Origin of the sequence: Geobacter sp. OR-1 (genome assembly GCF_000813145.1) — a bacterium.
Taxonomy (GTDB): domain Bacteria; phylum Desulfobacterota; class Desulfuromonadia; order Geobacterales; family DSM-12255; genus Geoanaerobacter.
Map to the genome: position 1 here is coordinate 123658 of NZ_BAZF01000002.1, position 24409 is coordinate 148066.

Consider the following 24409-nt stretch of genomic DNA (forward strand, 5'->3'; position numbering starts at 1 on the left):
CCCTTTCAGAACAGAGATACATCCAGGATGCTTTCCAGATTCAAGAGAATCAACATGCCGCTGGGATGGCGCCCAATCCCCTGAACAAAATCGCGGTCAATTCCTTCGAGGACTGCGGGCGGCTGTTCAATGCCTCCTTCCGGGATCCTGACCACTTGGAGCACCTCATCCACCTGGATACCGAAAAGCTCCTCCCCTTTACTGACTACAATGATCCGTTCCTTGGAACTAGGGGCCACAGGTTCGAGATGCAACCGCTTGCCCATGTTGAAAACAGGGATGATGATCCCCCTAAGGGAAAGCACGCCGGTGATGAACTCCGGAACCCGCGGTACCTCAGTGATCTCCCTGGGCTTGATAATCTCCTTGATCTCCATGATATTGATCGCGTATTGCTCGTTACAGACCCGGAAACAGAGAAATTCCTGGTAATCCGCGACTTCTGCCTCAGAATGCTCATCGGACAAGGCCAGCTGTTCATCGCCGAAACCCGATGAAGCACGGCCTGACAGGAGTATTGCCAGCGGGTCGAAATGCCTTTCCTGCGCTTCCTGTGGCTCCTCCTCCGGTTCCGGAGCGGCTACGGACAGATCGGGTTTGGCAAATTCGCCCGGGGGTAGGTTAAGGGAAGCTGAATATTCCATTGCTGTCGATGCCGGTATTGCAGGGGCCTTGATCGGCTGGGGGGGTTCCGGTATGGCGGGCTCAGCCACCTTCTCAGGCACTTCAAAGGGTACGTCCTCTATCGCAGCATTCTCAGGGGACTCCGAAACCGGCTCAGGCTCAGGTTCATCCTCAATACCCAGATCAATCCGGATCGGCTCCTGTTCCTCATAACACTCGTTTTTCAACTCCGGCGGTGCCGAAACAACAGGTTGGCCTTTAGCAGGCGTTGCCGCTGCTTCGTCACGATCGCGATTGGCTTTTTTTCGTATTTCTGCAAGGTTCATGGTGATCTACCCGAATTACTATAATCTATGAATGTGTCAATTCGCCCCGAAGAGACTCCACCAGTTCTGCATCTATAAACGACTGTTCCCTGCCGAACCCCTCCAGCAGCGCATTTGTGGCCACAAGGTTGATCATCCGCGGCACACCGCCGGACAGTTCAAAGATTTTCTGCACCGCATCCGGAGTGAACAGCCCCGGATACCCACCGGCGACCTCCATGCGGAAATCCAGGTATTCCTGGGTCTCTTCCAGGGTCAGCGGTTTTAAGTGATACTTGATAGCAATCCGCTGACGGAATGGCTCATATTGAGGTGCAGAGAGAATGGTGCGCAGTTCCGGCTGGCCCATAAGGATAACGCTGAGCAGGTTCCTGTCATCCAGTTGGAAATTGGTGAGCAGCCGGATCTCGTCGTACACCTCCCGGTCGGGAATCAACTGGGCCTCGTCGATCACCAGGACCGGGCTGATCCCTTCACAGTGAAAGCGGTAAAGGGAATCCGTCATCTCCTGAAGCAGGTCTTCCTTACTCGTAGCCGGGACGTCCGAACAGAGGCTTCGGGCAACGGTCCGCAAAAACTCCATTGGCGTCAGCCGGGGATTGAGCACAAAACAGAAGCGGTAGGACTCTCCCATGGTGTCCATGAGAGCCCGCGAAATGGTCGTCTTACCGCACCCTATTTCTCCGGTGAGCAGCGCAAACTCTTTTTCCTCCAGAACATATTTCAGGCGGGCGAGAGCCTCCCGATGCCCTCTGCTCAAATACAGATAGCGAGGATCAGGGGTCTTGCTGAACGGCTTTTCAGTGAATCCGTAAAAATCCCTATACATTAAACATTATCCTCAAATGCTTCCCCGGGTAGATTCCGCGATAATGCCGCCGACATCCAGAACCAGAATGGTTCTCTGGTCGCCCAGATCCGCGGCGCCGGATATTCCCCTGAAACCCTTGAAGGTTTCTCCGATGGACTTTATGACAATATCCTGCTGGCCGATAAGATCATCGACTACGATCCCCAACCGTTTCTCCGCCACTCCGACCACAACCACGTAAAAGAGCTCGGGAGAGGCAGCTATGTCGTTGAGCTCAAAGATATCGGCCAGTCGAACCAGCGGCAGAGTCATGTCACGAAGCTGTATGACCTCCCGCCGTTCCACCGTGAGAATTTCCCTGCTCTCGACCAGGATGGTTTCCAGCACGGAAGTAATCGGCATTGCGTACGTGCGGCCGGCAACACTGATGATTAGCGCCTTGATAATGGCGAGAGTTATCGGCAAGGTGATAATCACCTTGCTCCCGAGTCCGGGTCGGGTTTCTATGTCAACCATGCCCGAAACCGCCGCGATGTTGTTCCGCACCACATCCATGCCAACGCCCCGGCCCGAAACATCTGTCACCTTCTCGCTGGTCGAAAACCCGGGCAGGAATATGAGTTCCAAAGCCTCCCGCTCGGAAAGGATGTCACCTTTCTGGATCAGACCTTTCTCAATGGCCTTATTCTTGACCCGGTCGATATCGATACCGCGGCCATCATCCTCGACCTCAATAACAACGTGATTTCCTTTCTGAAATGACGAAAGCCTGATAGCCCCTTTTTCATCCTTACCGAGACGAACCCTCTCAGTCGGAGGTTCGATGCCGTGATCGATGGAATTCCTGATGATGTGCATCATCGGGTCGGAGATGTCCTCGATGATCAGTTTATCCAGTTCAGTGTCCGCCCCGAACAGGCGCAGATCGATCTTTTTCCCCTGTTCCCTGGCAATCTTGCGCACAATGCGGGACATCTTCTCATAAAGCTGTCCGACCGGGATCATCCGGATTTCCATGACCCCCTTTTGCAGTTCGTTCAACTTGCGCTGCAACCCTTTTGCCGCCTTGCCTAACTCGATGGCCAGAGTGGAATAGCCGCTGCCGCGCACCTTCCCTACAAGTTCATTAATTGTCGAATGGGAGAGCACCAGTTCGCCGACAATGTTCATAAGCTCGTCCAGTTTCAGGATATCGACCCTGACCATCCGGCTCATGCTCTTGGCGGTCATTCCTGCCTCGGCACTCTGCTGGACCGGTACAGGCTCGGACTGCGGCTCTTCGAAGTGAACTGGTGCCGTTGCAACCGGCATGGAAACGGAAGAAGCTCCCCCCAACTGGCTTATGGTAACTCCGGGCCGGTCAATTATGGCGGCTATTTCGTCGCAACTCCGGGCCGATCCGAACAGGATCTCGAAATCAATGCCGCCGCTGTTGCCGCTGCCGACACTCGGGAGAGTGCTGATGACCTCCCCTTCCTTTTTCAGCACATCGGTCAGATCGCCAAGCTCCTGGTCAAAGGTTGTCAAACTGAAAGAAGCGATGATGGAGAAGATTGATTTACCTTTCTTCACATTCTCGATCAGCCGGTGTTCTTCGTATTCCGTAAGGGCGTTGAGCACCGATTCGGATAGCCCAAGTGAGGCAAGCGGGGAATCATCGGCATTGTTACGGGAGGTATTGGCGCAGGTATTAATCCTGGCTACCATTGCCGGAATCCCGCTGGTATCGAGATGGCCGTCGCCTGCGCCACGGACCAGGTTCCCCAGGAGATCCATGGCGTCAAACAGGACATTCATGATTGACGGGTTCAGATTGATTTTACCCAGACGGAGCGAGTCCAGCAGGTTCTCCATGTTGTGGGCCAACTCCCCGATTTCGCCGAAACCGAAAATACCTGCCAGCCCTTTAAGTGAATGGGCTCCCCGAAAGATCGAATTGAGAAGATCCGGGTTGCAGTCGCCGGTATCGGCGCAATCCCCCAGGTTGACCAGATCGTTATTCAGCTGGTCGACAATCTCTTCCGCCTCTGCGAGGAAATCTTTGACCGCCTTGCCTATGGTGTCGCCTGCACCTGACATTTTCTGTATGTCACTCCCTTGGAATGGGCTCAGCCCAGGTATTTTTTCAACAGACTCTGCAACTGTGACGGGTCAAAAGGTTTGATCAGGTATTCATTGGCTCCGAGGGCCAACCCCTTGGCAAGATCCTTTTCACTGCTCTCGGTGGAAATTATAAAAAGCGGAATTGATCCGTAATTCTCGTTATTGCGTATGTAGCGTATTAATTCGAGGCCATTTATGTCCGGCATATTTATGTCCGTTATTACCAGATCGACATTTTCCCGCGGTAAAAGACGCAGAGCCTCAAAACCGTTGGCTGCCTCGACGATCTCGTAACCATCCATGACCTCTATGGTGGAGATTACCAGTGAACGCATTGCAGGCGAATCTTCGGCAATAAGTATCTTTTTCACATCCCCTCCAAACGCTTTTCTTTCAGTTTTCTCTGCAGCAACGCCTTCTCCATGGCGATCCCGGCCTGGGAAAGAAAGATTTCCAAAGAATCGGTATCCCCGATCGGCCGGGGATCATGACCGTTATCTCCGTAAAGAATGGCAACCACCTTCCCCTCACTCACTATCGGGCCAAGGAACGCCTCTTTCGGGCTGCCGCCGAGATAGTCAAGCAGATACCGGCACCACCGGCTATCATCCATTTGCAGTTTAACAGGAAGTTGCGATTCAACAACCTCACTGAATACGGTTTCCTCGCCTAAAGGCACTCGCATGGCCCTCACCCTGGCATCACCGGATTGCTCGCCGCTATCGATGCCGAACTGGCCTAGCCCGACAATCTCATCCTCCTTGACGATGAAGATGACTGCCCTGGCCATGAACTCGGACGCAAACCTGAGCACAAGAAGAATAATCCCGCCACCTAGCGCTGGATCGTTCAACTCCTCCAACATGCCGCGCAACAGTGATATCCCGGTGCTTTGGTTCGGAGAAACCGGGGGGGGAGAATCTTCTCCCATCTCCCTTCTGAGTTCATCCCCGATATTGAAGGTTTCCGAAGCCGGCCTTTGCTCTCCGGAGCTCAGGACGGATAGATCGGCCAAGAGCCGTTCGCCAAAACGTTGGATTGCCGCATCTGCCGACCCGTTGTTCAGCAACGGCTTCATGATCAGCGGATATCCCATTGCGGCAAGCTTTCGTTCCGCAGCGGCATCATGACGATCAGTCATGACCAATATTTTTAATGTCGGGAAATTCGAATGAAGCAGTTCCAGGAGTTCGAGCCCCCCAAGTAAACCGGAACCATCCATTCTGGGCATGATGAGATCCAGAAGGACAAGAGGGGTGCCCCCTTCGTTATGCAGGGAGTCGATCGCAATCAACGCATCCTCCCCTTTGGCAAAACAATTGACCGAATAGCCGTTTGCTTCCAGGATTTCGGCAAGGGCAGTCCTGATGACCTCATCGTCATCTATCAACAACAACCCGGTCTTGAGGGGAATTTGCGGCACATCCGCAAATTCTTCCCCGGCCGGTGCAGGGCAGGATTCCTTAAGCAGATCAAAGGCAAAATCGACATTCTCATCGGCTTGAGTGCCGGATTTGCGAACCTCTCCCCCGGATGACGCGTGCCGCTGCTCATCCTGCATGCGCGACCCCTCCATTGCCAGGAACTGGGCATTCAGCCCCTTTTCAAGCATGAACTGCAAAGGATCGGTGCAGATGTCGTCAACAGTATCGAGATTGTCCTGCAGATCGAAATCGAATGTTCCTTCTTCCCATTCAAAGAGCGAGTAGACGGTTTGCTCCACCAGCCCGTGCACGAGCTCTTCCAGAACGGATGGCTCGACAATGCTCTCCTGGACCAGAATATCACCGAGCCTGCGGCGTCCCCCCTCCTCCTGCTGACGGGATTTTGCCCGCTCCAGTGCGACGCTGTCCACCATACCCCTTGCCACCAGGGTACCGGCAAGATCGACCGGATAACTGGTCGAGGTGGCCTTTACGACCTGACCCTGCCGAAAAACTATGTTTGCGTCCCGGTCATCGCTCTTGATTCCCAGGACCCCGGATTTTCGGCTCAGGCTGACAATCTGGAGTATTTCGGCCAAACCCAGGTCTTTGAGGTTCCCCACAAGGCTCATGCGCTGCACTCCAAATGTCGACAACAACGGATTGACGAATTATCCCACGGTCTGCCCATAACCCTAACCGCGCCGGGTTCAACAATTCGGAATTGCATGCTATCAGCTCTTATTGCGTTCCCTTCCCCGGAAAAGCAGCCTGATCGGCGTTCCTTCGAAACCGAACGCCTCCCTGAATCGATTAGCCAGGTATCGCTCATATGAGAAATGAATCCCCTCCGGCTGGTTGGTGAAGATCACAAAGGTGGGCGGCTTGGTGCCGACCTGGGTTGCAAAATAAAACTTTACCCGCCTGCCGCTCGCCAATGGCGCATGCTTGGCCTCGGTAGCCTCGGTGAAGACCCGGTTCAGGTCAGAGGTAGTTACCCTGCGTGCAAACTGGTCCATCACCTTGTCTACTTCCGGGATTATCTTGGGGACCCTCTGCCCGGTTACAGCAGATACAAAGATAATCGGAGCGAACGGCAGATACTTGAATTCTGTTCTGATCCGGTCAACGAACTTGCCCACAGATGCATTGTCCTTCTGCAGGGTGTCCCATTTGTTCACGACGAAAATACAGGCCTTCCCGGCCTCGTAAGCATAACCGGCTATCTTGGAGTCCTGCTCCGTGACCCCATCTTCAGCACTAATGACGATGAGGACCACATCCCCCCTTTCTATGCTCCGGAGCGAGTCAACCACGCTGTATTTTTCCAGCTTCTCGGTGGTCTTCCCTTTACGCCTAATTCCGGCAGTATCGATCAGCAGATACCGCTTCTTATTGCAAGTAAAGTGTGTATCAATCGAGTCCCGTGTTGTCCCGGCCGTAGGATTTGCCACCGAGCGCTCAAAACCGAGCAGCTTGTTTACCAGCGATGATTTCCCCACATTTGGCCGGCCAACCACTGCTATTTTCGTTATTTCGTCCTTATCTTCTTCATTTACGGAATGGGGGAGAATCCCCATCAACTCTTCAATCAGATCATTGATGCCGCGATTGTGCTCGGCTGAAATGGTGTGCATCGAGTCGATCCCCAGGGAATAGAAATCCGACGATGCAATTTCCAGTTTCTCACCGTCGATTTTGTTCACCAGGTAAAAGACCGGCTTGTTCACCTTGCGGAGCATCCCCGCAACCTCCCGGTCAGCCGGAGTCAGTCCTCCCCTGCCGTCCATGACGAAAAGGATTACATCGGCCTCCTCTATTGCCAACTGCGATTGCTCCCGCATCTGCTGCAGGAGGCGGTCTTCAGTAACCGGTTCAAATCCGCCGGTGTCAACCAGAATGAACGGCACTTCATAGCGGGTCACCGTGGCATAATTCCTGTCCCTGGTTACTCCGGGCATATCGTCTACAATTGCCCGCCTCTGACCGACGAGCCGGTTGAAAAGTGTCGATTTGCCTACGTTGGGACGGCCAACTATTGCTACTATCGGTTTCATTCGTACCCCAGTTCCTTCATCATATTTTTGTTCCCGGTCCAGTCTTTGCGCACCCTTACAAACAGCTCCAGAAACACCCTGGCGCCGAGAAGCTGCTCGATCTCCTTGCGCGCCAGCGTCCCGACCTTCTTCAGCATCGCACCCTGCTTGCCGATAACAATCCCCTTCTGGGTTTCACGTTCAACCGAGATGACCGCAGATATCCGAATCAGACCGTTGTCTTCACCCTCGTCAAACTCTTCCACATTCACTGCCACGGCATACGGAATCTCGTCGCCGGTGTGACGAAAGACCTTTTCCCTGATGATCTCGGCAACAACAAACCGCTCCGGGGCATCGGTCAGGATATCGTCCGGGAAATAGGCCGGACCTTCCGGGAGAAGCGGGAGGATCAGGTTGTCAAGCCGGTCCACTCCTTCGCCCTTGGCTGCCGAAAGTGGCACTATCTCGCGGAAATTGTGGAGCTTCCCATATTCAGCGAGCTTCAGGATCAGCTGCTCTCGACTTATCAGGTCGATCTTGTTGACGATCAGGATTACCGGGGCATCGATCCGCCCGAGGCGCTCCTGCAGAAGCTCAAACTGCTGGGCAGGCTTAGCGGTGGCATCCACGAGAAAGAGCACGACATCGACCCCTTCAAGCGCGGCTCCTGCCTCATCAACCATATAGCGGTTGAGCCTGGACCGCCCTTTGTGGATACCGGGGGTATCGATAAATACGATCTGCCCCCCCTCGACGTTGTGGATCCCCTGGATCCGGTTGCGGGTCGTCTGCGGCTTGTCTGATGTAATCACCAGCTTTTCACCGAGAATGCAGTTGAGAAGAGTCGATTTCCCGACATTCGGGCGTCCGATTATCGCCACAAAGCCGGATCGGAAATGGTCAGACATATAGTTCCCCTTCATTATTGAACTCGATATCGGTCAGCAAATTCCCGCGCCGCTCGTCAGAAGCGTCATAGAGAACAAATTCCTGCGGAGAGAGCGATCGATCGGATTCTATTCTTTCGATAACAATACCTTTACCAGCCAAACTTTCCAGATTTATCCGCCGTTGCCCGGCAATGTCCGAAACACGGGACGGAGCGCACCTGACAGTGCATTTATCCCGGCCGGCAAAGCCATCGGCCATTAGGCACAGGAGATAATAGCATAACTTCGACTCCACCAGCTGCCGGAAAGCCGGATGATAAGGACCGGCGATTATTTTCCCGGGTTCGGCAAGAGAATCGCTTGCCTGCAGACCGATGCGGATCACCGGCAATTCCGCCTTCATGCAGCGATGGAGCAGGGCCGCACAGAGACTGACCGCCCCTTCCAGGGTGAGCGGTTGGTAGCTGCCATTTTCGTAAAGCCCGGCAAGCTTGGTACCGGCAAGGACCAGAGCCGGGTAAATCCTTAGGAAATCAGGGCAAAGGTCAATGGCTGCCCGGAGCGAGGCGATATCTTTTCCGGCTGATGACAACGGCAATCCCGGCATCAGTTGGATGCCAACCCGCAGACCCGACGCCCGGAGGACATTTACCGCGTAGCCGACATCTTTCGCGCAGTGGCCGCGTTCTGCTATCGTCAGGACATGATCGTCGAGAGACTGAACACCAAGTTCAACGGTTGTAACTCCGCGAGCAACAAGGAAAGCGGCCTGGTCAGGCGTAATGGCATCAGGCCTGGTGGAGATCCTGACCGAAGAAACCTCTCCGGAAGCCAGTAGCGGCTGCAAAGGCGCAAGAAGCATTTCCTGGTCGGCCAGGGGAAGCATCGTAAAGGTACCGCCGAAAAATGCGACCTCTGCGGGAATGCCGGGCGAAACGGCCCGGTAGCTCGAAATGGTCGACCGGATCTCTTCCGGCAACGGTAGAGGCTGAGACTGTCCGGTTATGCTGCGCTGGTCGCAAAAAATGCATTGATGAGGGCAGCCGTAATGGGATATGAAAAACGGCACTATCATCCGCTCAAGGCCTGCCCGAGCCGCAGCCCCCGGCCAGTCTTTCCAGCCCCCGGCGGGCGGCTGCCTGCTCCGCCTCCTTTTTGCTCGTCCCCGACCCTTCCCCCACCAGCTCGTCGCCCAAATACGCCGCTACCGTGAAAACCCTCGCATGATCAGGGCCGCTGGCGTCGATGGTCCGGTAAACCGGCGTCACCCCCATGGCTGCCTGGGCAACTTCCTGGAATTCACTCTTGCTGTCACGTCCGGGCAACAGCTTGGTGGCTGCCGTGAAATGGGCCTCAATAAGAGGCGCCGCCGCCTTCTCGCCGCCATCAAGATAGAGAGCGCCCAGCAACGCCTCATAGGCATCGGCAAGTATCGACTTTTTCGCCCGGCCGCCGGTCCGCTCCTCTCCCCGGCCCAATCGGATCAAGCCCCCGATATCAAGCGCTACGGCACTGCGGGCAAGAGCGGCCTCATCCACAAGCGCTGCGCGCATCCTGGTCAGCTCCCCTTCGTGCTTTTCGGGAAATCCCATGAAAAGTCGGTAAGTCACCATCAGAGACAAAACCGAATCCCCGAAGAACTCCAGCCGTTCATTGTCGGACAGACCTTTTTCGCTGGTTTCGTTCAGATAAGAGCGGTGCGTAAGAGCCTCTTCGAGAAGCCGACGATTGAGAAAACGATACCCAATCAGCTCCTCGAACCTTGAAATGTTTTCCGAAAAGAGATCCATGACCCGCTCGAAATAGAAAATGTGGCGCAAAAAAGTCCAGATGCAAGGCGCGGCATTTCCTGAGGAATGAGACGTAGTTGGGAACTACGTAGCAGTGACGTGGGGTTTGCATAACGCAGCAGATGGGCTTCAGGCAGAGCCATCATAGCAAATAATCAAATTTTATCAATACATATGACAGGTTGTGCCTAATTCGGGCTTGATTAATGACTCCCCCTCTCCTATAATGCCATATTCTTTCATACAGGGGACTGAATGGGCTGTTTCATTACATTTGAAGGTATAGAAGGGTGCGGAAAAACCACCCAGATAAACTTACTGGCGATCAGGCTGAACGAACTGGGATATGAAACGGTTGTTACCCGGGAACCGGGCGGATGTCCGATCTCCGATCAGATTCGCAGTATCCTTCTCAATGGCAATAACAATGCGATGGAGCCCCTTGCAGAACTGCTGCTTTATGCTGCCGCCCGTGCGCAACATGTATCCGAAGTAATCTCCCCTGCCCTCGAAGCTGACAAAATAGTCCTTTGCGATCGATTCACGGATGCCACCCTTGCCTATCAAGGGTTTGCCCGTGGCCTCGACAAGGCATTGATCGAGAATCTTAATCAGCTTGCCAGTTTCAGTATCCGGCCGCACATGACATTCCTCTTCGACTGCCCGGTTGAAATCGGGCTTTCAAGGGCGATTTCGCCTCTGGACAGCCAGGGAGTCAGGGAAGACCGGTTTGAGAAGGAATCCCTGGCCTTTCACCAACGTGTCAGAGATGGATATATCGGAATTGCCGGGCAAGCCCCGGACCGCATCATAATAATTCCCGCCGACCGACAGGTGCAAGCGGTTGCCGATGATGTGTTCGCGGCGGTCATGGCGCGCATCCAAGAGGATCGGTAATGCCGTTCGACGACATAATCGGACATGACAGGATTACCGGCATCCTGCAACGAGCCGTGGCTGCCAGGAGAATTGCGCACGCATACCTGTTTGTCGGTCCGGAAGGGTGCGGCAAACGCAAGACTGCCGTCGCTCTGGTCGAGGCCATGTACTGCAAGGACTCCTGCGGTTGCGGCAAATGCGCGGCTTGCCGCAGGGTGGCATTGCTCCAGCACCCCGATCTCCACATTCTCGAACCGGATGGCGCTTTCATAAAAATCGACCAGGTGCGGCAACTGCAAAGGGAGCTTTCGCTCCGGCCTTATGAGGCACCGTTCAAAAGCTGCATCATAGAAGCTGCCGACCGGTTTCATCCGGCTGCCGGCAACGCGCTGCTCAAGACCCTTGAAGAGCCGCCCGGCAATGCGCTGATGATCCTGCTCACCGCGAATCCGGATGCAGTGCTCCAAACCATCCGCTCAAGATGCCAACTGCTGAATTTCCAGACTCTGTCAGAGGAGTCGGTTGCCCGGATTCTTGTCCAGCAGGGGGTTGGACAGGAAACGGCCCGCCTGGCGGCATCTCTGTCGGGAGGGAGCCCGGGACGTGCTCACGCCTTTTCTAACGACGAGGTGTTGAGCGGGCGACACGAACTGCTTGAACAGATACTCTCCCTGTCCGGTGGCGACATCTCGCAGCTGTTTACGCGCTCTGAACGGCTGGCTGCCGACAAGGAGAACCTTCCGGAGTTATTGGACCTGCTGATGACCTTTCTCCGGGACCTTCTGCATATTCAGTCGGGGAGTAGTGAACTGGTGAACCGGGATCTGGAGGAGATGGCACTGCGTGAAGCGGCAGTGCGCAATACCGAGCAAGTTATGCAGATGATAGAGCATGTAATCGAGACCCGTAAGGCGCTGCAACGCAATGTAAATGCCAGGCTGGCAATGGATCTGCTTTTGATGCGCCTGGCTGCATAACTGGTATCCATCGGTTTCTATCCGTAGTTCCGGATGGGAACTAACTACAAAGGAGTCTATTTTTGCGAATAGTAAAAGTTCAGTTCAGTCACGCCGGCAAGCTTTATGATTTCAATGCCGGCGACCTTCAGATAAAAGCAGGCGACCAGGTGATAGTGGAAACCGAACGTGGGCGCAGCATCGCAGTAGTTGTCGTCCCTCCGATCGAGTATAACGACTCCGAGCTCCCAGAAGGAATAAAGAAGGTCATGAGAATGGCTCATGACGAGGATCTTGCCGCACTGGAGCGGATCCGGGCCAAGGAGGCCGAGGCATTCACCTTTTGCCAGGCCAAGATTTCCGAACGATCGATGGAAATGAAACTGGTCAAGGTTGAGTATCTCTTCGACGGCAGCAAAGCGATCTTCTTCTTCACCGCGGATGGCCGGATCGATTTCCGGGAACTGGTCAAAGACCTGGCGCATCAGTTTCACACCAGGATCGAGATGCGTCAGATCGGGGTCCGCGACGAAGCCAAAATGGTCGGAGGAATCGGAATCTGCGGTCGTGAACTCTGCTGCTCCACATTTCTGCGCGACTTCGCACCGGTATCGGTAAAAATGGCCAAAGAGCAAAACCTTGCCCTGAACCCCACCAAGATATCCGGCCAGTGCGGGCGGCTGCTCTGTTGCCTGGGGTACGAATTCGAGACATACTGCAGTCTGCGGCAAGGGCTTCCCAAGTGCGGCAAAAGAATCCAGTGCGGCGGCAACGAAGGGGAAGTCATCAAGGTTGACATTCTGCGCGGTTGCCTTACTATCAAAACCGATGATGAACGCCAGCTCGAGGTCTGCAAGGATGAGCTGACAGCTGATTCGATAATTGAGCGTCCGAAAAAACCGGCAGGCGGAGATAAGGCAAAGAACGAACATAAAACCGAGTCTGCGCCGGCTAATGCCAAACCGCGCAAAGAGAAACGGAAAGACCGGGATAAGGGTCGCGACAAAAGCAAAGAAAAAACCGGGGAGAAATAATGAAACCGACCTATTACGTCAGCACGCCAATATACTATGTCAATGACGTTCCGCATATCGGTCACGCCTACACCACCCTGGCAGCCGACGTCATTTCCAGATACAAGAAGCTTAAGGGGTTCGACGTCTTTTTTCTTACCGGCAGCGACGAACATGGGCAGAAAGTGGAAAAAGCGGCCACCTCATCAGGGGAAACGCCGCTGGAGCTGGCTGATCGGGTGGTAAAGAGGTTTCAGGCCCTCTGGGACAAACTTGGGATCGAATACTCCGATTTCATCAGGACAACCCAGGAACGGCATAAACATGGCGTCAGCCAGATATTCAGCAAGATCATGGCGCAGGGAGATATCTACCTCAGCGAATATGAAGACTGGTACTGCACCCCCTGCGAGACATTCTGGACTGAAACCCAACTTATCGACAGCAACTGCCCGGATTGCAACCGTCCGGTGGAAAAGCTGAAAGAGGAATCATATTTCTTCAGGATGAGCAAATACCAGGAGCAGCTCCTGGCGCACATAGAGGCAAATCCGGACTTCATCCAGCCGCGATCAAAGCGCAACGAGATCATTTCTTTCGTCAAGGAAGGTCTGCGGGACCTTTCGGTCTCCCGGACCAGCTTCAGCTGGGGGATCCCGGTACCGGGAAACGAGCGGCATGTAATATATGTCTGGTTTGACGCCCTTACTAACTACATCACTGCTCTGGGGTATCCTGACGAATCGGGTAATTTCGGCAAATACTGGCCGATCGACGTGCACCTGATCGGCAAGGATATCCTGAGATTCCATGCCGTTTACTGGCCAACTTTCCTGATGGCAGCGGGGCTGCCGCTCCCGAAAAAGGTTTTTGCCCATGGATGGTGGACCGTCGAAGGGCAAAAGATGAGCAAATCCCTTCAGAACGTCGTGGAACCGAACCTGTTGGTGGACCGTTACGGCGTGGATGCAATACGTTATTTCCTGTTGCGCGAAGTGCCGTTCGGGCTGGACGGCGATTTCTCCCACTCAGCCCTGGTGCTCAGGATCAATTCCGATCTGGCCAACGACCTCGGCAACCTGCTGAACCGGACGACCGCCATGATCGTCAAGTATTTCGACGGCACCCTCCCTGCTTCCGGAGAGTATCTGGAAATAGATGCGACCTTCCGCAACCGCGCCGAATCAGCCATTCGACAGGTCGACGACCACCTGGAAGAACTGGCTTTCAGCAAGGCCCTGGTAACAATATGGGAAGTGATCTCGGCCGGGAACAAATACATCGACGAAACCGCGCCCTGGGCGCTTGCAAAAGACCCGGCTACCGGAGACCGGTTGGCAACGGTCATGTACAACCTCGCCGAAGCGCAGCGGATAGTGCATTTCCTGCTGAGCCCGTTCATGCCGGCCAGTTCCGCAAAGGCGTTGCAGTTCCTGGGATGGAATGGCGGAATAGACGAAGCAGGGCTGGCCTGGGGGAAACTGCTGCCTGGCACAGCGATTACCAAGGCCGAGCCGTTGTTCCCCAGGATTGAAACCAAAGAAGGGTAGATTAATCGCCGGTCAGCGGAGAGGGCCTGAGTTCAGAAGGTGCAATCAGGAAGAATATCCTGAACATCGTATATTTGTAGAACTCACTGAACAGGAGACGGATACTGCCGCTATGACCCCACCAGTCGGGGACCAGGTTCCGGCTGTCAACTGGATGCGGATAGATTGCCACATCCCGTGGCAGGACGGCACGGAAAAAGAGCGTTGCCCGCTTCATGTGATAGCGTGAGGTAATCAACGTAACTGAAGTAATCCGGTTTCCAAGGATCAGTTCACGGGAATACAGGGCATTTTCAAGGGTATTCCTGGAGTTTTTCTCCAAAACAACCCTTTCGGATCTCCGGTCTCCGGGGTTGTCCCGATAGAGGTCCGATTTCCGCACCGAAGGATCGACACCGACCAGAAACAGCCAATCGGCCTTGCCGGCACGGTAAAGTTTTACCCCTTCATCGACCCGGCCACGACCTCCGGTTAAAACGACTATTGCGTCGGTATTAATGTCCCGGCTCTTCAGGGAAAAGGTCTTATAAGAGAAATCAACGAACAGGATCGCGGCTACGATTGCCAGCACGATCAGCAGAAATCCGAGTCCTCTAATTATTGACTGCACCCGTTTCATCGCTATTCCCAAGATTTTTCAGTTTGTAGAATTGCAGAAAATGCTTGAACTTCGCCATGCAATCTGTTAAAAAGTGAAGCTTAGTTTCCAAGAGGAGGTTTCATCATGTCCAAGGTATGCGAAATCTGCGGCAAAGGCCCCAGTTTCGGGAATAACGTCAGCCATGCAAACAACAAGACCCGCCGTATGTGGCACCCAAACCTGCAGAAGGTAAAAGCAGTCCAGGATGGGTCTATAAAGAGCATCAAGGTCTGCACCCGCTGCATCCGGTCCAACAAAGTCGTAAAAGCTCTCTGAACCGGATAGCCCCTAGAAGTTCAATTAGCCGCTGTGCGTCTGCACAGGCGGCTTTTTTCGTTTCAATCTTTAATCAGACTCCACGGCAACAATTTCAATCTCTACTTTAGCCCCCCTGGGGAGCGCAGCAACCTGCACCGTTGATCTGGCCGGCGGTTCGCCGGAAAAACAGCTTCCGTATACCTCATTTACCGAAGCAAAATCCGCCAGATCGGTGAGAAATATCGTTGTTTTGACAATATTGCCGAAACCGAGACCGGCAGCAGCCAGCACCGCGGCGATATTCCTCATTACCTGGCTGGTCTGCTCTGCCGAGGTCGTCCCGTTGATCTCACCGGTAACCGGGTCAAGAGGGATCTGCCCGGAAAAAAAGACAAAGCCACCGGCCCTTACTCCTTGAGAGTACGGCCCGATGGCTTTCGGAGCGTTATCGGTTGCGATTATCGTTTTCATGACGAATCCCTCCAATGGTGGTAAGAACGGAAACAGTGCCGTCCTCCCCTAGCTCTTGAGTCTGTCCACCTTAATCACGCCTTTGATCTGCATTATGCTCTTGATCACCCGGTTCAGGTGATCGACATCGGTCACCTCTATCTCGAAGTTGTTGATACCCCGCTTGTCCACCGTACTCTGAATGGTGGCGCTGGAGATATTGGCCTCGCAGTTGGTAATTGCCAGGGAAATATTGGCCAGAATACCTTTTTCGTCGTGGCAGAACACCCTGATCTTGACCGGAAGAGCGGCGCGCTTGTCCCTGTTCCAGGCAACGTCTATCCGCCTTTCCGGATCACTCTCCCTGGCAAGTGGACAGTCGGAAGTATGGACCGTAACGCCGCGGCCGCGGGTGATGAACCCGATAATATCATCGCCGGGAACCGGATTGCAGCACTTGCCGAACCGGACCAGGACATCGTCAACGCCATTGATCTGTATGGCGCTGGAAGACTTGCGCGTCAGCTTTTCGATTACCTTGCCGACACGGCTCTCCTTGCGCTCCTGTTGCTGCTCAAGCTTTTCCGCCGGGATGAGCTTGCCGATCAGCTGGTGGCTCGACAGCTTGCCGTAACCGACTGCTGCCATCAGATCGTCATCGGCGACCAGGCCGAAATCGACGGCGAGTTTTTTGATCTCCCCGGTCTTCTGCAATTTCGAGAAATTAAGTGAATACCGGCGGAACTCCTTGTCGCAGATCTCACGGCCGAGCGTTATGCTCCGCTTGCGCTCCTCGGTCTTGATCCAGGCGCGGATCTTGTTCCGCGCCCGGGAACTACGGACAACCTTGAGCCAGTCCTTGCTCGGCGTATGGTGGGGAGACGTTACGACCTCGACGATGTCGCCGGTCTTCAGTTCATGCTTGAGAGGGACCAGCTTGCCGTTGACCTTTGCCCCGACGCAACGGTGCCCGACATCGGTGTGCACGCTATAGGCGAAATCAATCGGCGTTGACCCCTTGGGAAAACTCTTGACGTCTCCTTTGGGGGTAAAGACATAGACCTCTTCCGGGAAGAGCTCAACCTTGACGGTATCCATGAACTCGCGCGAGTCTTGAAGCTCCTGTTGCCATTCCAGCAGCTGCCGCAGCCAGGCAAACCGCTTGACCTCCTTCTCGTCGTACCCTTTACCCTCCTTGTACTTCCAGTGGGCGGCAATGCCGGCCTCGGCAACGCGGTGCATCTCGAAAGTGCGTATCTGCACCTCCATCCGCTCGCCAAACGGGCCTATGACCGTCGTATGGAGCGACTGGTACATGTTACCCTTGGGCATGGCGATATAGTCCTTGAAGCGACCGGGCACCGGCTTCCAGGTCGAATGGATGATCCCGAGCACCTCGTAGCATTCGCGGATATCGTCCACCAACACGCGCATCGCGATCAGATCGTATATTTCATCAATATCGACGCTGCGGTGCTCCATTTTTCGATAGATGGAATAGAGATGTTTGCTGCGACCGGAGACCTCACCCTTTATGCCGTGTTCTGCCAGTTTCGAAGCGATTACGGATCTGGCCTTCTCGACATCGGACTCGCGCTCCTGTTTCTTTTTGGCCACCTTGGAGGCAAGATCGTAATAGATCTGGGCATTGAGATACCGGAACGACAGATCCTCCAGTTCGCTCTTGATCCAGGAAATGCCGAGACGATTGGCAATGGGGGCATAAATATCGAGCGTCTCTTTTGCGATGGAGCGCTGTTTCGGCTCCGGCTGATGCTGCAGCGTCCGCATGTTGTGGAGACGGTCGGCCAGCTTCACCAGTATTACCCGGATATCGATGGCCATGGCCAGAAGCATCTTCCGGAAGTTCTCGGCCTGGCTTTCTTCCTTGGTCTTGAAATGGATCTTCCCGATCTTGGTGACACCGTCAACCAGGTTCGCCACCTCTTCTCCGAACATATCCTTCAAGTTGTCGAGCGTAGTAAGCGTATCTTCAACGGTATCGTGCAGGAGTCCGGTGACAACCGTGGGAGCATCGAGCTTCAAATCTGCCAGGATGGCAGCCACTTCCATGGGATGGATAAGATAAGGCTCGCCGGAAAGCCTGGTCTGGCCCTGGTGAACCTTGGCGCAGTAAACATAGGCCTTGCGGATCACGTCCAGATCTGCAGACGGATTATAAGCCAAAACCTTGTCGAGGATGTCGTTCAGTCTGATCATTGGTGTCGGGACTTCGCCGATAAATCCTCAGGATTTATCGGTGAGCAGTCGCTAAAAAGTCCATCTGCTGCGTTGCGCTCGGCCCTCGTCGTTGCGACGTAGCCTCCGGCTACGACTCACTCCTCGGAATACGCTACGCCTTGCATCTGGAGCTTTTTGCAGTGTCTTAATATTTGGTTGATGAAATCGGCAGATACAAAAAGAGGGCGGCACCTTTCGGTCTCCGCCCTCGGTAAACGGGGAACTAACGGCTCCGGCGGGTCTGCAGCTCGTATCTCACCCTTCCGGACGCAATCTCCCGCAGCGACAAAACCACGTTCTTATTGCCGCTCTTATTCTCTATCAATGGCCTGGCCCCTTTGTACAGCTGCTTTACCCTCTTTGCTGCAAGCATCACCAGAAGAAACCGGTTGTCTACCCTTTCCAGACAATCTTCCACCGTAACCCTAGCCATATGTTCTTCTCCTATCTATTTTAATTCTCTTTATTAACCAAGAACGTCAAGATCGCAGGAAAAAGCCGCCATCATATATCAAATTTCTCGCTGATCGACTCCAGAACCCTTATGGTCCGGCTTCGTTCCGCAAGAATGACTGCCTGCAACTCATTAAGTGCCTGGCTGAAATCGTCATTGACGATAATGTAGTCATACCAGCGCGACTCCCGAATTTCAGCAGCCGCATTCATTATCCGACGCTCGATGACCGCCTCGGAATCTGAATTCCGCCGGTCCAGTCGTCTTCTGAGCTCATGAAAACTGGGGGGGAGGATGAAAATAAACACCCCTCCGGAATACCGTTGCTTCAGCTGATGCGCCCCCTGGCAATCAATATCCAGGATCACATCGATGTTGCTTTCCCTGTACTCCTCCAGGGTGCTGATAGCAGTACCGTAGAGGTTGCCGTGGACTTCGGCCCACTCGGCAAACTCCCCGTCGTTAACCATACTGCGGAACTTTTCGCTGCTGACAAAATAATAATCCCGGCCATGTACCTCGCCGGGACGGGCCTGCCGCGTAGTGTAGCTGACAGAATGCCGCACCCCCGGGAAAATGTCAATTACTTCCTTGCAGAGCGTGGTTTTGCCGGCGCCTGACGGTGCCGATATGATGAACAGAATACCTTCGCGTTTCATTATTTCTCCTGCGAATTGTCAGTGGAATCCCGGTATTTGTCGCCGTCCACTATTCACAATTCACCAGTTTCATTCGATATTCCACCAGTTTCATTCGATATTCTGAACCTGCTCGCGAATCTTCTCAAGTTCAGCCTTGAGAACCACGACCTGAGCTGCCATCCCGGCATCATTCGCCTTGGAACCGATGGTATTCACCTCCCGGTTCAGCTCCTGCAGCAGGAAATCGAGCTTGCGACCGACAGGTTCACCGGAATCAAGAGCGCAGCGGAACTGTTCGAGATGACTTTTGAATCTTACCAGCTCTTCGGTGATGTCGCAACGATCCGCCATGATGGCAATCTCCTGGGCAATACGGTTATCGTCCAGAGCCTGACCGGCCAGAAGCTGGGCAACCCTCTCCTTTAGCCGTGCGGCATTTTCCGCCACTACTGCCGGCGCCCGCTCGGCAACAATTGCCATACAGGATTCCAGGGTCGATACCCGTTGCGTTATATCATCAAGCAGCGCCGTACCCTCCCTTTCCCGCATCAGATCAAGGGCGTCAGCAGCACATTTGACAACACCCAACAGATCGCCGGCCAGTTCCTCGACCTGAAGCCCCTCGTCCCCACCTGCCAGCACATCTTTCTGCGACGCTATTAGAGAGAGTGTAATCGGATCTCCTAATCCCAACGCCTCTTTCAGGGAAACAAACGACTTATGATACGCCTTGGCCAGCTGGATATTGAGAAGCGGTTGGGTCCCGATGGCGCCGGTCATCTCGTATTTGACAAATACCTCGATCTTCCCCCTCTTGATCCGGGAGGAAACCTGCCTGCGCACCTCATGCTCCAGGGCAAGAAACGACCGCGGCATTTTGACGGCAACTTCCCCGTACCGATGATTGACGGTTCTTATCTCCACCGTAATTTTTCCAGCCGAAATTTCACGCTCAGCCTTACCGTATCCAGTCATGCTTCTGATCATATCAAGAAACCTTTCACTGTTCGCATTTTACCACTCACCTGCCTTGCAGCTTGCTTTCCCAGCGCCAGGCATCCCGTACTATCGTCTCCAGGTCGGCATACCTGGGCGACCACCCCAACAGCTGCCTGATATTGTCAGCCTTGGCTACAAGCATTGCGGGATCGCCGGGGCGGCGCTCGGACTCGACCACGGTAAAATCCACCCCGCTTACCCTCCGGACCATCGCAACGACTTCCCGAACAGAAGCCCCGCAGCCATAGCCGACATTTATCCGGGTCGATCCGCCACCTTTTTCCAGGTAGTCGAGGGCAAAAAGATGGGCCGAAGCAAGGTCCTCGATATGAATATAATCCCTGATGCCGGTCCCGTCCGGGGTCGGGTAATCCGTGCCATAGATGCAGACCTTGTCCCTCATCCCGAGGGCAGCCTGGCAGCTCACCTTTATCAGGTGGGTCGCCTCAGGAGTCCGCTGCCCCATTCTGGCCTGCGGATCGGCTCCGGCAACGTTGAAGTAACGCAGGGCCACATACCGCATCGGATGGGCTGCCGCGGTATCGCGCAGCATCCATTCACTCATCAGCTTGGAAGTCCCATAAGGATTGATCGGTGCGGTCAGGCTTTCCTCCGACGCAACCCCGTTCTCCGGCATCCCGTAAACCGCTGCGGTGCTTGAAAACACGAATCGCTCGACGCCATGCTTCACGCAGGCCTGCAGCAGGTTCAGCGTATTTCTCGTGTTGTTGGCATAATATTTCAATGGATCGGACACTGACTCCGGCGCCACTATTGCCGCGGCGAAATGCAAAACGGTCCGGAACCGGTTCAGGCTGAACAGCTCATCCAGCCGCCCGGTGTCCCCCAGATCTCCCTGCACAAGGTTTTCTCCGTGGATCAAGGCATCAGGGAATCCTGTAGAGAGGTTGTCATAAACCGTTACCTTGTATCCAGCCTCGGAGAGTTGACGAACAACATGGCTGCCAATGTAACCGCAACCACCTGTAACCAGGACATTTTTCATTGCATGTTCCTTTTCATAATGTAACTTGGTTCAGATTGGGGGTAAACCCGCCGCATAAATTTCTTTCGTGCGAAACTTCTAGCCTAAGCCCACTCAATACCTGTAGCTTAAATCGAGCCCGAACAGCTGATTTGATCGCCTTGCCCCGGAAACGAGATTCAGGTTGTTAATCCGTTCCCAGCCATACATCAAGCCGGCATCCCATTCCCCATACAATGGCAGGCGCCAGAAGGCCCGGAAGGCATTCTTCTGCTCTTCGACCTGGCCGGGCATCTTGCCGACAATACCCCGCTGGGTATGAAAATATTCCACTGCCAGGGTATTACGCACTGAAAACCAATGAGAATAACGGAAAAAGAACTCCTGGGCGCTCCCGCCGCCTTGCGAGTGGCCTGGGGTCATGTTGTTATATACATAACCCTGCGGGAACTGCCAATCACCATAAGCAATAACACTTGCCCAGTAATACTCGAACCGAAAATCATCGCGGCCATTGCCGAAAAGATCGGGGAGGAACAGTCCGGCAACATAGCTCTCAACAATTGGCCATGGGCCTGCTGAATCTTCACCGCTAAACTCGCCGTACAGCTCGGCATTACGCAGCCGCGGGATGCGAACCCGGAGATCGAGACCGGCAATAGCATTGATATGATCATTGTCTCCACCGCCAATGATCATATCTTTCAGTGACACCGAGCCTGAAAACCCCGGCCCGCCTTCCTGTCTGACCATGTTGGCGCCAATCTCAAGCCAGTCAGCAGGCTTCAGGGCAACCTTCAGTCCGAAAAACCAGGGACGCCGGTAATCCTGACCGCTGCCGGTCTCGTCAAAGCGTGACACGATAAATGCATATTTCAATGCCCCCAGATATTTTTTCACCCAATCGACATCGACCGGTTCGGGGCTTGAGATTTTTACCATATCAAAGTTTTTGGCATTATTAGTCAGGGTCAATGCCCCCCGATATCCCGGGCCGAACCAGTTCGCATCCCGGCCAACCTCCAGCTCAATCCCCCCGCCGCCAATTTTCAGGTATCCCTTGGCAATCCGGAGGGAGTCGCTATCAGGGGTATGCAGGGCTAACGGCTCCAGATTCAGGACCGCAACGTCCGATAGGTAGCCTACCGCTGACCAGTTGACGCTAAGGTTACTGCCATCCCTGAAGACCACACCTTCGTTGTTCTCCAGCAACGGTGTCCCTTCGGTCCCGGTAGTTCGCACCGGAGCCCCATTGCCAAGAGGGCGGAGATCCCCGCCGATAAAACCAAAAGCCGACTGATGGGCTTTATCCCAAGTGACCCTGTTATAATCACGAGGCAGGCCGTCAAGGGATACCATGCGCAGGCGCAGACCTGCCATCGGATCGTAGTCGAAAAGCGCCGGTCTATTCTGAGGGTTGCCAAACAAAAAAATCTCGCGCGGCACCAGCTCCCGAACCCGTCTTATCAGATCAGCGACCATAACAGGGGCATTGGATGATCCGGGCAACCGGCTCTCGGCTTCGAGCAAAAGTCGCGCCGCCTCGGCACGGCTGAAAGGCTTGAGCCCTTTGACATCAGAGGTAATCAGGCCAAACCCGGCGAGTTTTTCCAGGTAAAGGTACAGCGGGCTGTCCAATGGGATATTGGGCGATGAGGCAGCAATGCAGGAAGAAGCAAAGACTGTCTGGCCAATGAGACCAAGCGTCAATGCCATGACTGCCAATATCAATTTCATGTAATAGAGAAATGGCCTAATAGGCATTATTGTTGATCAGCCCTCTAAAAAAGGTCATGAGCATGATCTTTAGATCAAAGAAAATATCCCAATTTTCGATATAGTATATGTCACACTCAATCCGCTTCTCGATCGAGGTATCCCCCCGCCAACCATTAACTTGGGCCCAACCGGTTATCCCCGGTTTCACCTGATGCTTGACCATATACTTGGGGACCTGATTCTTAAACTGCTCGACGAAAAAAGGCCGCTCCGGGCGAGGCCCCACTACGCTCATACTTCCTACAAAAACGTTAAAAAACTGTGGCAGTTCATCAAGGCTAGTCCGGCGAAGAATCGACCCTATTCTGGTTTTTCGAGGGTCATTTTCCGTAGTCCACCGGGTGTTAGTAACGCTTTCTTCCATAACCTTCATGCTGCGGAATTTCAGCATCTGAAATGGTCTGTTGTTCAGCCCGATTCGCTCCTGACTGAAAAAAACTGGCCCACTCGACGATGCTTTTATTAATACCGCGATCACAATCATCAATGGAGAAGTAATGATTATCGCAAATGAGGCGACCACAAGATCAAATACTCTCTTCAATAGCCTGTTGAGCGGATCGTCAAGCGGGACATGACGTATATTGAGAAGAGGGGTACCGTCAAAATTTTCTATTTTTGGATACCCCGGAATCAGATCAAAATAATCGAAAAGAATCCTCAGCCTTATTCCTTCTCGCTCACAACAGTCTATAATATAGGCATACCTCCCATATGCGCTTAAAGGCAAAGCGACAATTACCTCATCCACGAGGGTACTCTGTATGGTATCCGTCAGCAGATCGCATCCGCCGATCACTTTCGATCCAGCTATTTTTTCCCCGATCTTGGACACATCGTCATCAAGAAATCCGATAAGCGTATAGCCAAAAGCACGGTGCGATCTGATTTTAGCGGCAAATTTCTCGCCAACTGAACCAGCTCCGATTATGAGCATATGTTTCTGGTTATATCCACGCTTTCGGAGATAATTTAGAGTTCTGCGAACAACAGCCCGCTCGGCAAGTAAAAGCACCAAACTTACGAAACAGAACAAAAAGCGAAATCTCGGGCTGAATAAGGTCAGTTCCACTAAGTAGAATATGCTGAAGATCAAGATCGTCCCAAGTAGATGGGCTCTGATCAAAAGTATGGCCTCCTTGCGAAACAAGCGGTTACGCATAGGTGAGTACAGGCCACGATAGGCATACACGCAAAGCAACATCGGAATCAGCCAGAGCAGTACACTGTAAAAATTGAGACCGTATTGTTGCTTAAACTGCCCATCAATACTCAGATTCCCTGCAACGAGATACGAATAAGCGATTATAACCGCATCTAGAAGGACTTGAATCGAATTGAATAATTTTTGATACTGCCTAATCATGAAATACGCCACCTCTGGAATTGCTGAAGCTAGTTTTATAAATTAGTTTAAGTCCAAATTCCAGAACTATTCGCTATGAATATGGTCAACGCCCTGCAAAAACATTCCATATCCCATTAACTAATTATAAGGGGGTTTATACAACGAGATGAAAAGGTGATCACATTGATCACAACGTGCGGATTACTATA

The 24409-nt window shown here is 53.5% G+C and carries 23 protein-coding genes; 5 read left to right on the forward strand and 18 right to left on the reverse strand.

Annotated features, from left to right (window positions below; translation table 11 throughout):
* Positions 1-5: 5 nt before the first annotated feature.
* The 9 genes from OR1_RS02275 to rnc all read right to left on the reverse strand — a co-directional run bounded on the left by OR1_RS02275 (position 6) and on the right by rnc (position 10007).
* Complete coding sequence (locus OR1_RS02275; RefSeq protein ID WP_052440203.1) at positions 6-950, reverse strand: chemotaxis protein CheW; 945 nt, start codon at positions 948-950, stop codon at positions 6-8.
* A 25-nt stretch (positions 951-975) separates the two neighbouring features.
* Positions 976-1779, reverse strand: a complete 804-nt coding sequence (locus tag OR1_RS02280; RefSeq protein WP_041969697.1) for an ExeA family protein — start codon at positions 1777-1779, stop codon at positions 976-978.
* A 12-nt stretch (positions 1780-1791) separates the two neighbouring features.
* Positions 1792-3840: a chemotaxis protein CheA gene (locus tag OR1_RS02285; protein WP_041969699.1), complete on the reverse strand. Its 2049-nt coding sequence runs from the start codon at positions 3838-3840 to the stop codon at positions 1792-1794.
* Positions 3841-3869: 29 nt separating this feature from the next.
* The gene (locus OR1_RS02290) at positions 3870-4235 is read right to left on the reverse strand and encodes a response regulator (protein WP_041969701.1); all 366 of its coding nucleotides are present in this window, start codon (positions 4233-4235) and stop codon (positions 3870-3872) included.
* Entirely contained in the window at positions 4232-5920 is a 1689-nt protein-coding gene (locus OR1_RS02295; RefSeq protein WP_041969702.1) for a DUF4388 domain-containing protein, read from the reverse strand. Before OR1_RS02295 ends, OR1_RS02290 begins: the two co-directional genes overlap by 4 nt.
* A 102-nt stretch (positions 5921-6022) precedes the next feature.
* On the reverse strand, positions 6023-7345 hold the full coding sequence (gene der / locus OR1_RS02300; RefSeq protein ID WP_041969703.1) for a ribosome biogenesis GTPase Der: 1323 nt from the start codon (positions 7343-7345) through the stop codon (positions 6023-6025).
* The gene (gene era / locus OR1_RS02305) at positions 7342-8235 is read right to left on the reverse strand and encodes a GTPase Era (RefSeq protein WP_041969705.1); all 894 of its coding nucleotides are present in this window, start codon (positions 8233-8235) and stop codon (positions 7342-7344) included. The genes der and era overlap by 4 nt, the downstream gene beginning before the upstream one ends.
* A complete protein-coding gene (locus OR1_RS02310; protein ID WP_041969706.1) occupies positions 8228-9292 on the reverse strand; it encodes an elongator complex protein 3 in 1065 nt (354 codons plus the stop codon). Before OR1_RS02310 ends, era begins: the two co-directional genes overlap by 8 nt.
* Before the next feature lie 4 nt (positions 9293-9296).
* Positions 9297-10007, reverse strand: coding sequence for a ribonuclease III (gene rnc, locus OR1_RS02315; protein WP_041970017.1), 711 nt, complete (start codon positions 10005-10007; stop codon positions 9297-9299).
* A 255-nt stretch (positions 10008-10262) separates the two neighbouring features.
* Here rnc and tmk point away from each other — a divergent pair, with 255 nt between their 5' ends.
* From tmk to metG, 4 genes are all read left to right on the forward strand, one after another.
* Positions 10263-10904 carry a dTMP kinase gene (tmk, locus tag OR1_RS02320; protein ID WP_041969707.1) on the forward strand — a complete coding sequence of 214 codons (642 nt, stop codon included), beginning with the start codon at positions 10263-10265 and terminating at the stop codon, positions 10902-10904.
* Positions 10904-11863: a DNA polymerase III subunit delta' gene (gene holB / locus OR1_RS02325; protein WP_041969708.1), complete on the forward strand. Its 960-nt coding sequence runs from the start codon at positions 10904-10906 to the stop codon at positions 11861-11863. The genes tmk and holB overlap by 1 nt, the downstream gene beginning before the upstream one ends.
* A 62-nt stretch (positions 11864-11925) precedes the next feature.
* Entirely contained in the window at positions 11926-12876 is a 951-nt protein-coding gene (locus tag OR1_RS02330; RefSeq protein ID WP_041969709.1) for a stage 0 sporulation family protein, read from the forward strand.
* Entirely contained in the window at positions 12876-14405 is a 1530-nt protein-coding gene (metG, locus tag OR1_RS02335) for a methionine--tRNA ligase (RefSeq protein WP_041969711.1), read from the forward strand. Before OR1_RS02330 ends, metG begins: the two co-directional genes overlap by 1 nt.
* 1 nt (position 14406) lies before the next feature.
* On the opposite strand, the gene OR1_RS02340 is transcribed toward metG, so the two are convergent.
* The gene (locus OR1_RS02340; protein ID WP_041969712.1) at positions 14407-15024 is read right to left on the reverse strand and encodes a YdcF family protein; all 618 of its coding nucleotides are present in this window, start codon (positions 15022-15024) and stop codon (positions 14407-14409) included.
* A 105-nt stretch (positions 15025-15129) separates the two neighbouring features.
* On the opposite strand from OR1_RS02340, the gene rpmB reads away from it, so the two are divergent.
* Positions 15130-15321 (forward strand): 50S ribosomal protein L28, encoded by a 192-nt coding sequence (rpmB, locus tag OR1_RS02345; protein ID WP_041969713.1) that lies wholly within the window; start codon positions 15130-15132, stop codon positions 15319-15321.
* Between the two features lie 69 nt (positions 15322-15390).
* Here rpmB and OR1_RS02350 read toward each other — a convergent pair whose 3' ends face one another.
* From OR1_RS02350 to OR1_RS02385, 8 genes are all read right to left on the reverse strand, one after another.
* Positions 15391-15774: a RidA family protein gene (locus tag OR1_RS02350; RefSeq protein WP_041969715.1), complete on the reverse strand. Its 384-nt coding sequence runs from the start codon at positions 15772-15774 to the stop codon at positions 15391-15393.
* A gap of 48 nt (positions 15775-15822) precedes the next feature.
* Entirely contained in the window at positions 15823-17973 is a 2151-nt protein-coding gene (locus tag OR1_RS02355) for a bifunctional (p)ppGpp synthetase/guanosine-3',5'-bis(diphosphate) 3'-pyrophosphohydrolase (protein WP_041969716.1), read from the reverse strand.
* Positions 17974-18217: 244 nt separating this feature from the next.
* Complete coding sequence (gene rpoZ / locus OR1_RS02360) at positions 18218-18427, reverse strand: DNA-directed RNA polymerase subunit omega (RefSeq protein WP_041969717.1); 210 nt, start codon at positions 18425-18427, stop codon at positions 18218-18220.
* 71 nt (positions 18428-18498) lie between these two features.
* Positions 18499-19107, reverse strand: coding sequence for a guanylate kinase (gmk, locus tag OR1_RS02365; protein ID WP_041969719.1), 609 nt, complete (start codon positions 19105-19107; stop codon positions 18499-18501).
* Positions 19108-19197: 90 nt separating this feature from the next.
* Positions 19198-20076, reverse strand: coding sequence for a YicC/YloC family endoribonuclease (locus OR1_RS02370; protein WP_041969720.1), 879 nt, complete (start codon positions 20074-20076; stop codon positions 19198-19200).
* 34 nt (positions 20077-20110) lie between these two features.
* On the reverse strand, positions 20111-21094 hold the full coding sequence (gene galE, locus OR1_RS02375) for a UDP-glucose 4-epimerase GalE (protein WP_041969722.1): 984 nt from the start codon (positions 21092-21094) through the stop codon (positions 20111-20113).
* A gap of 93 nt (positions 21095-21187) precedes the next feature.
* Positions 21188-22789 (reverse strand): capsule assembly Wzi family protein, encoded by a 1602-nt coding sequence (locus OR1_RS02380; RefSeq protein WP_152609779.1) that lies wholly within the window; start codon positions 22787-22789, stop codon positions 21188-21190.
* Positions 22790-22826: 37 nt separating this feature from the next.
* Positions 22827-24218: an undecaprenyl-phosphate glucose phosphotransferase gene (locus OR1_RS02385; RefSeq protein WP_041969725.1), complete on the reverse strand. Its 1392-nt coding sequence runs from the start codon at positions 24216-24218 to the stop codon at positions 22827-22829.
* Positions 24219-24409 lie beyond the last annotated feature (191 nt).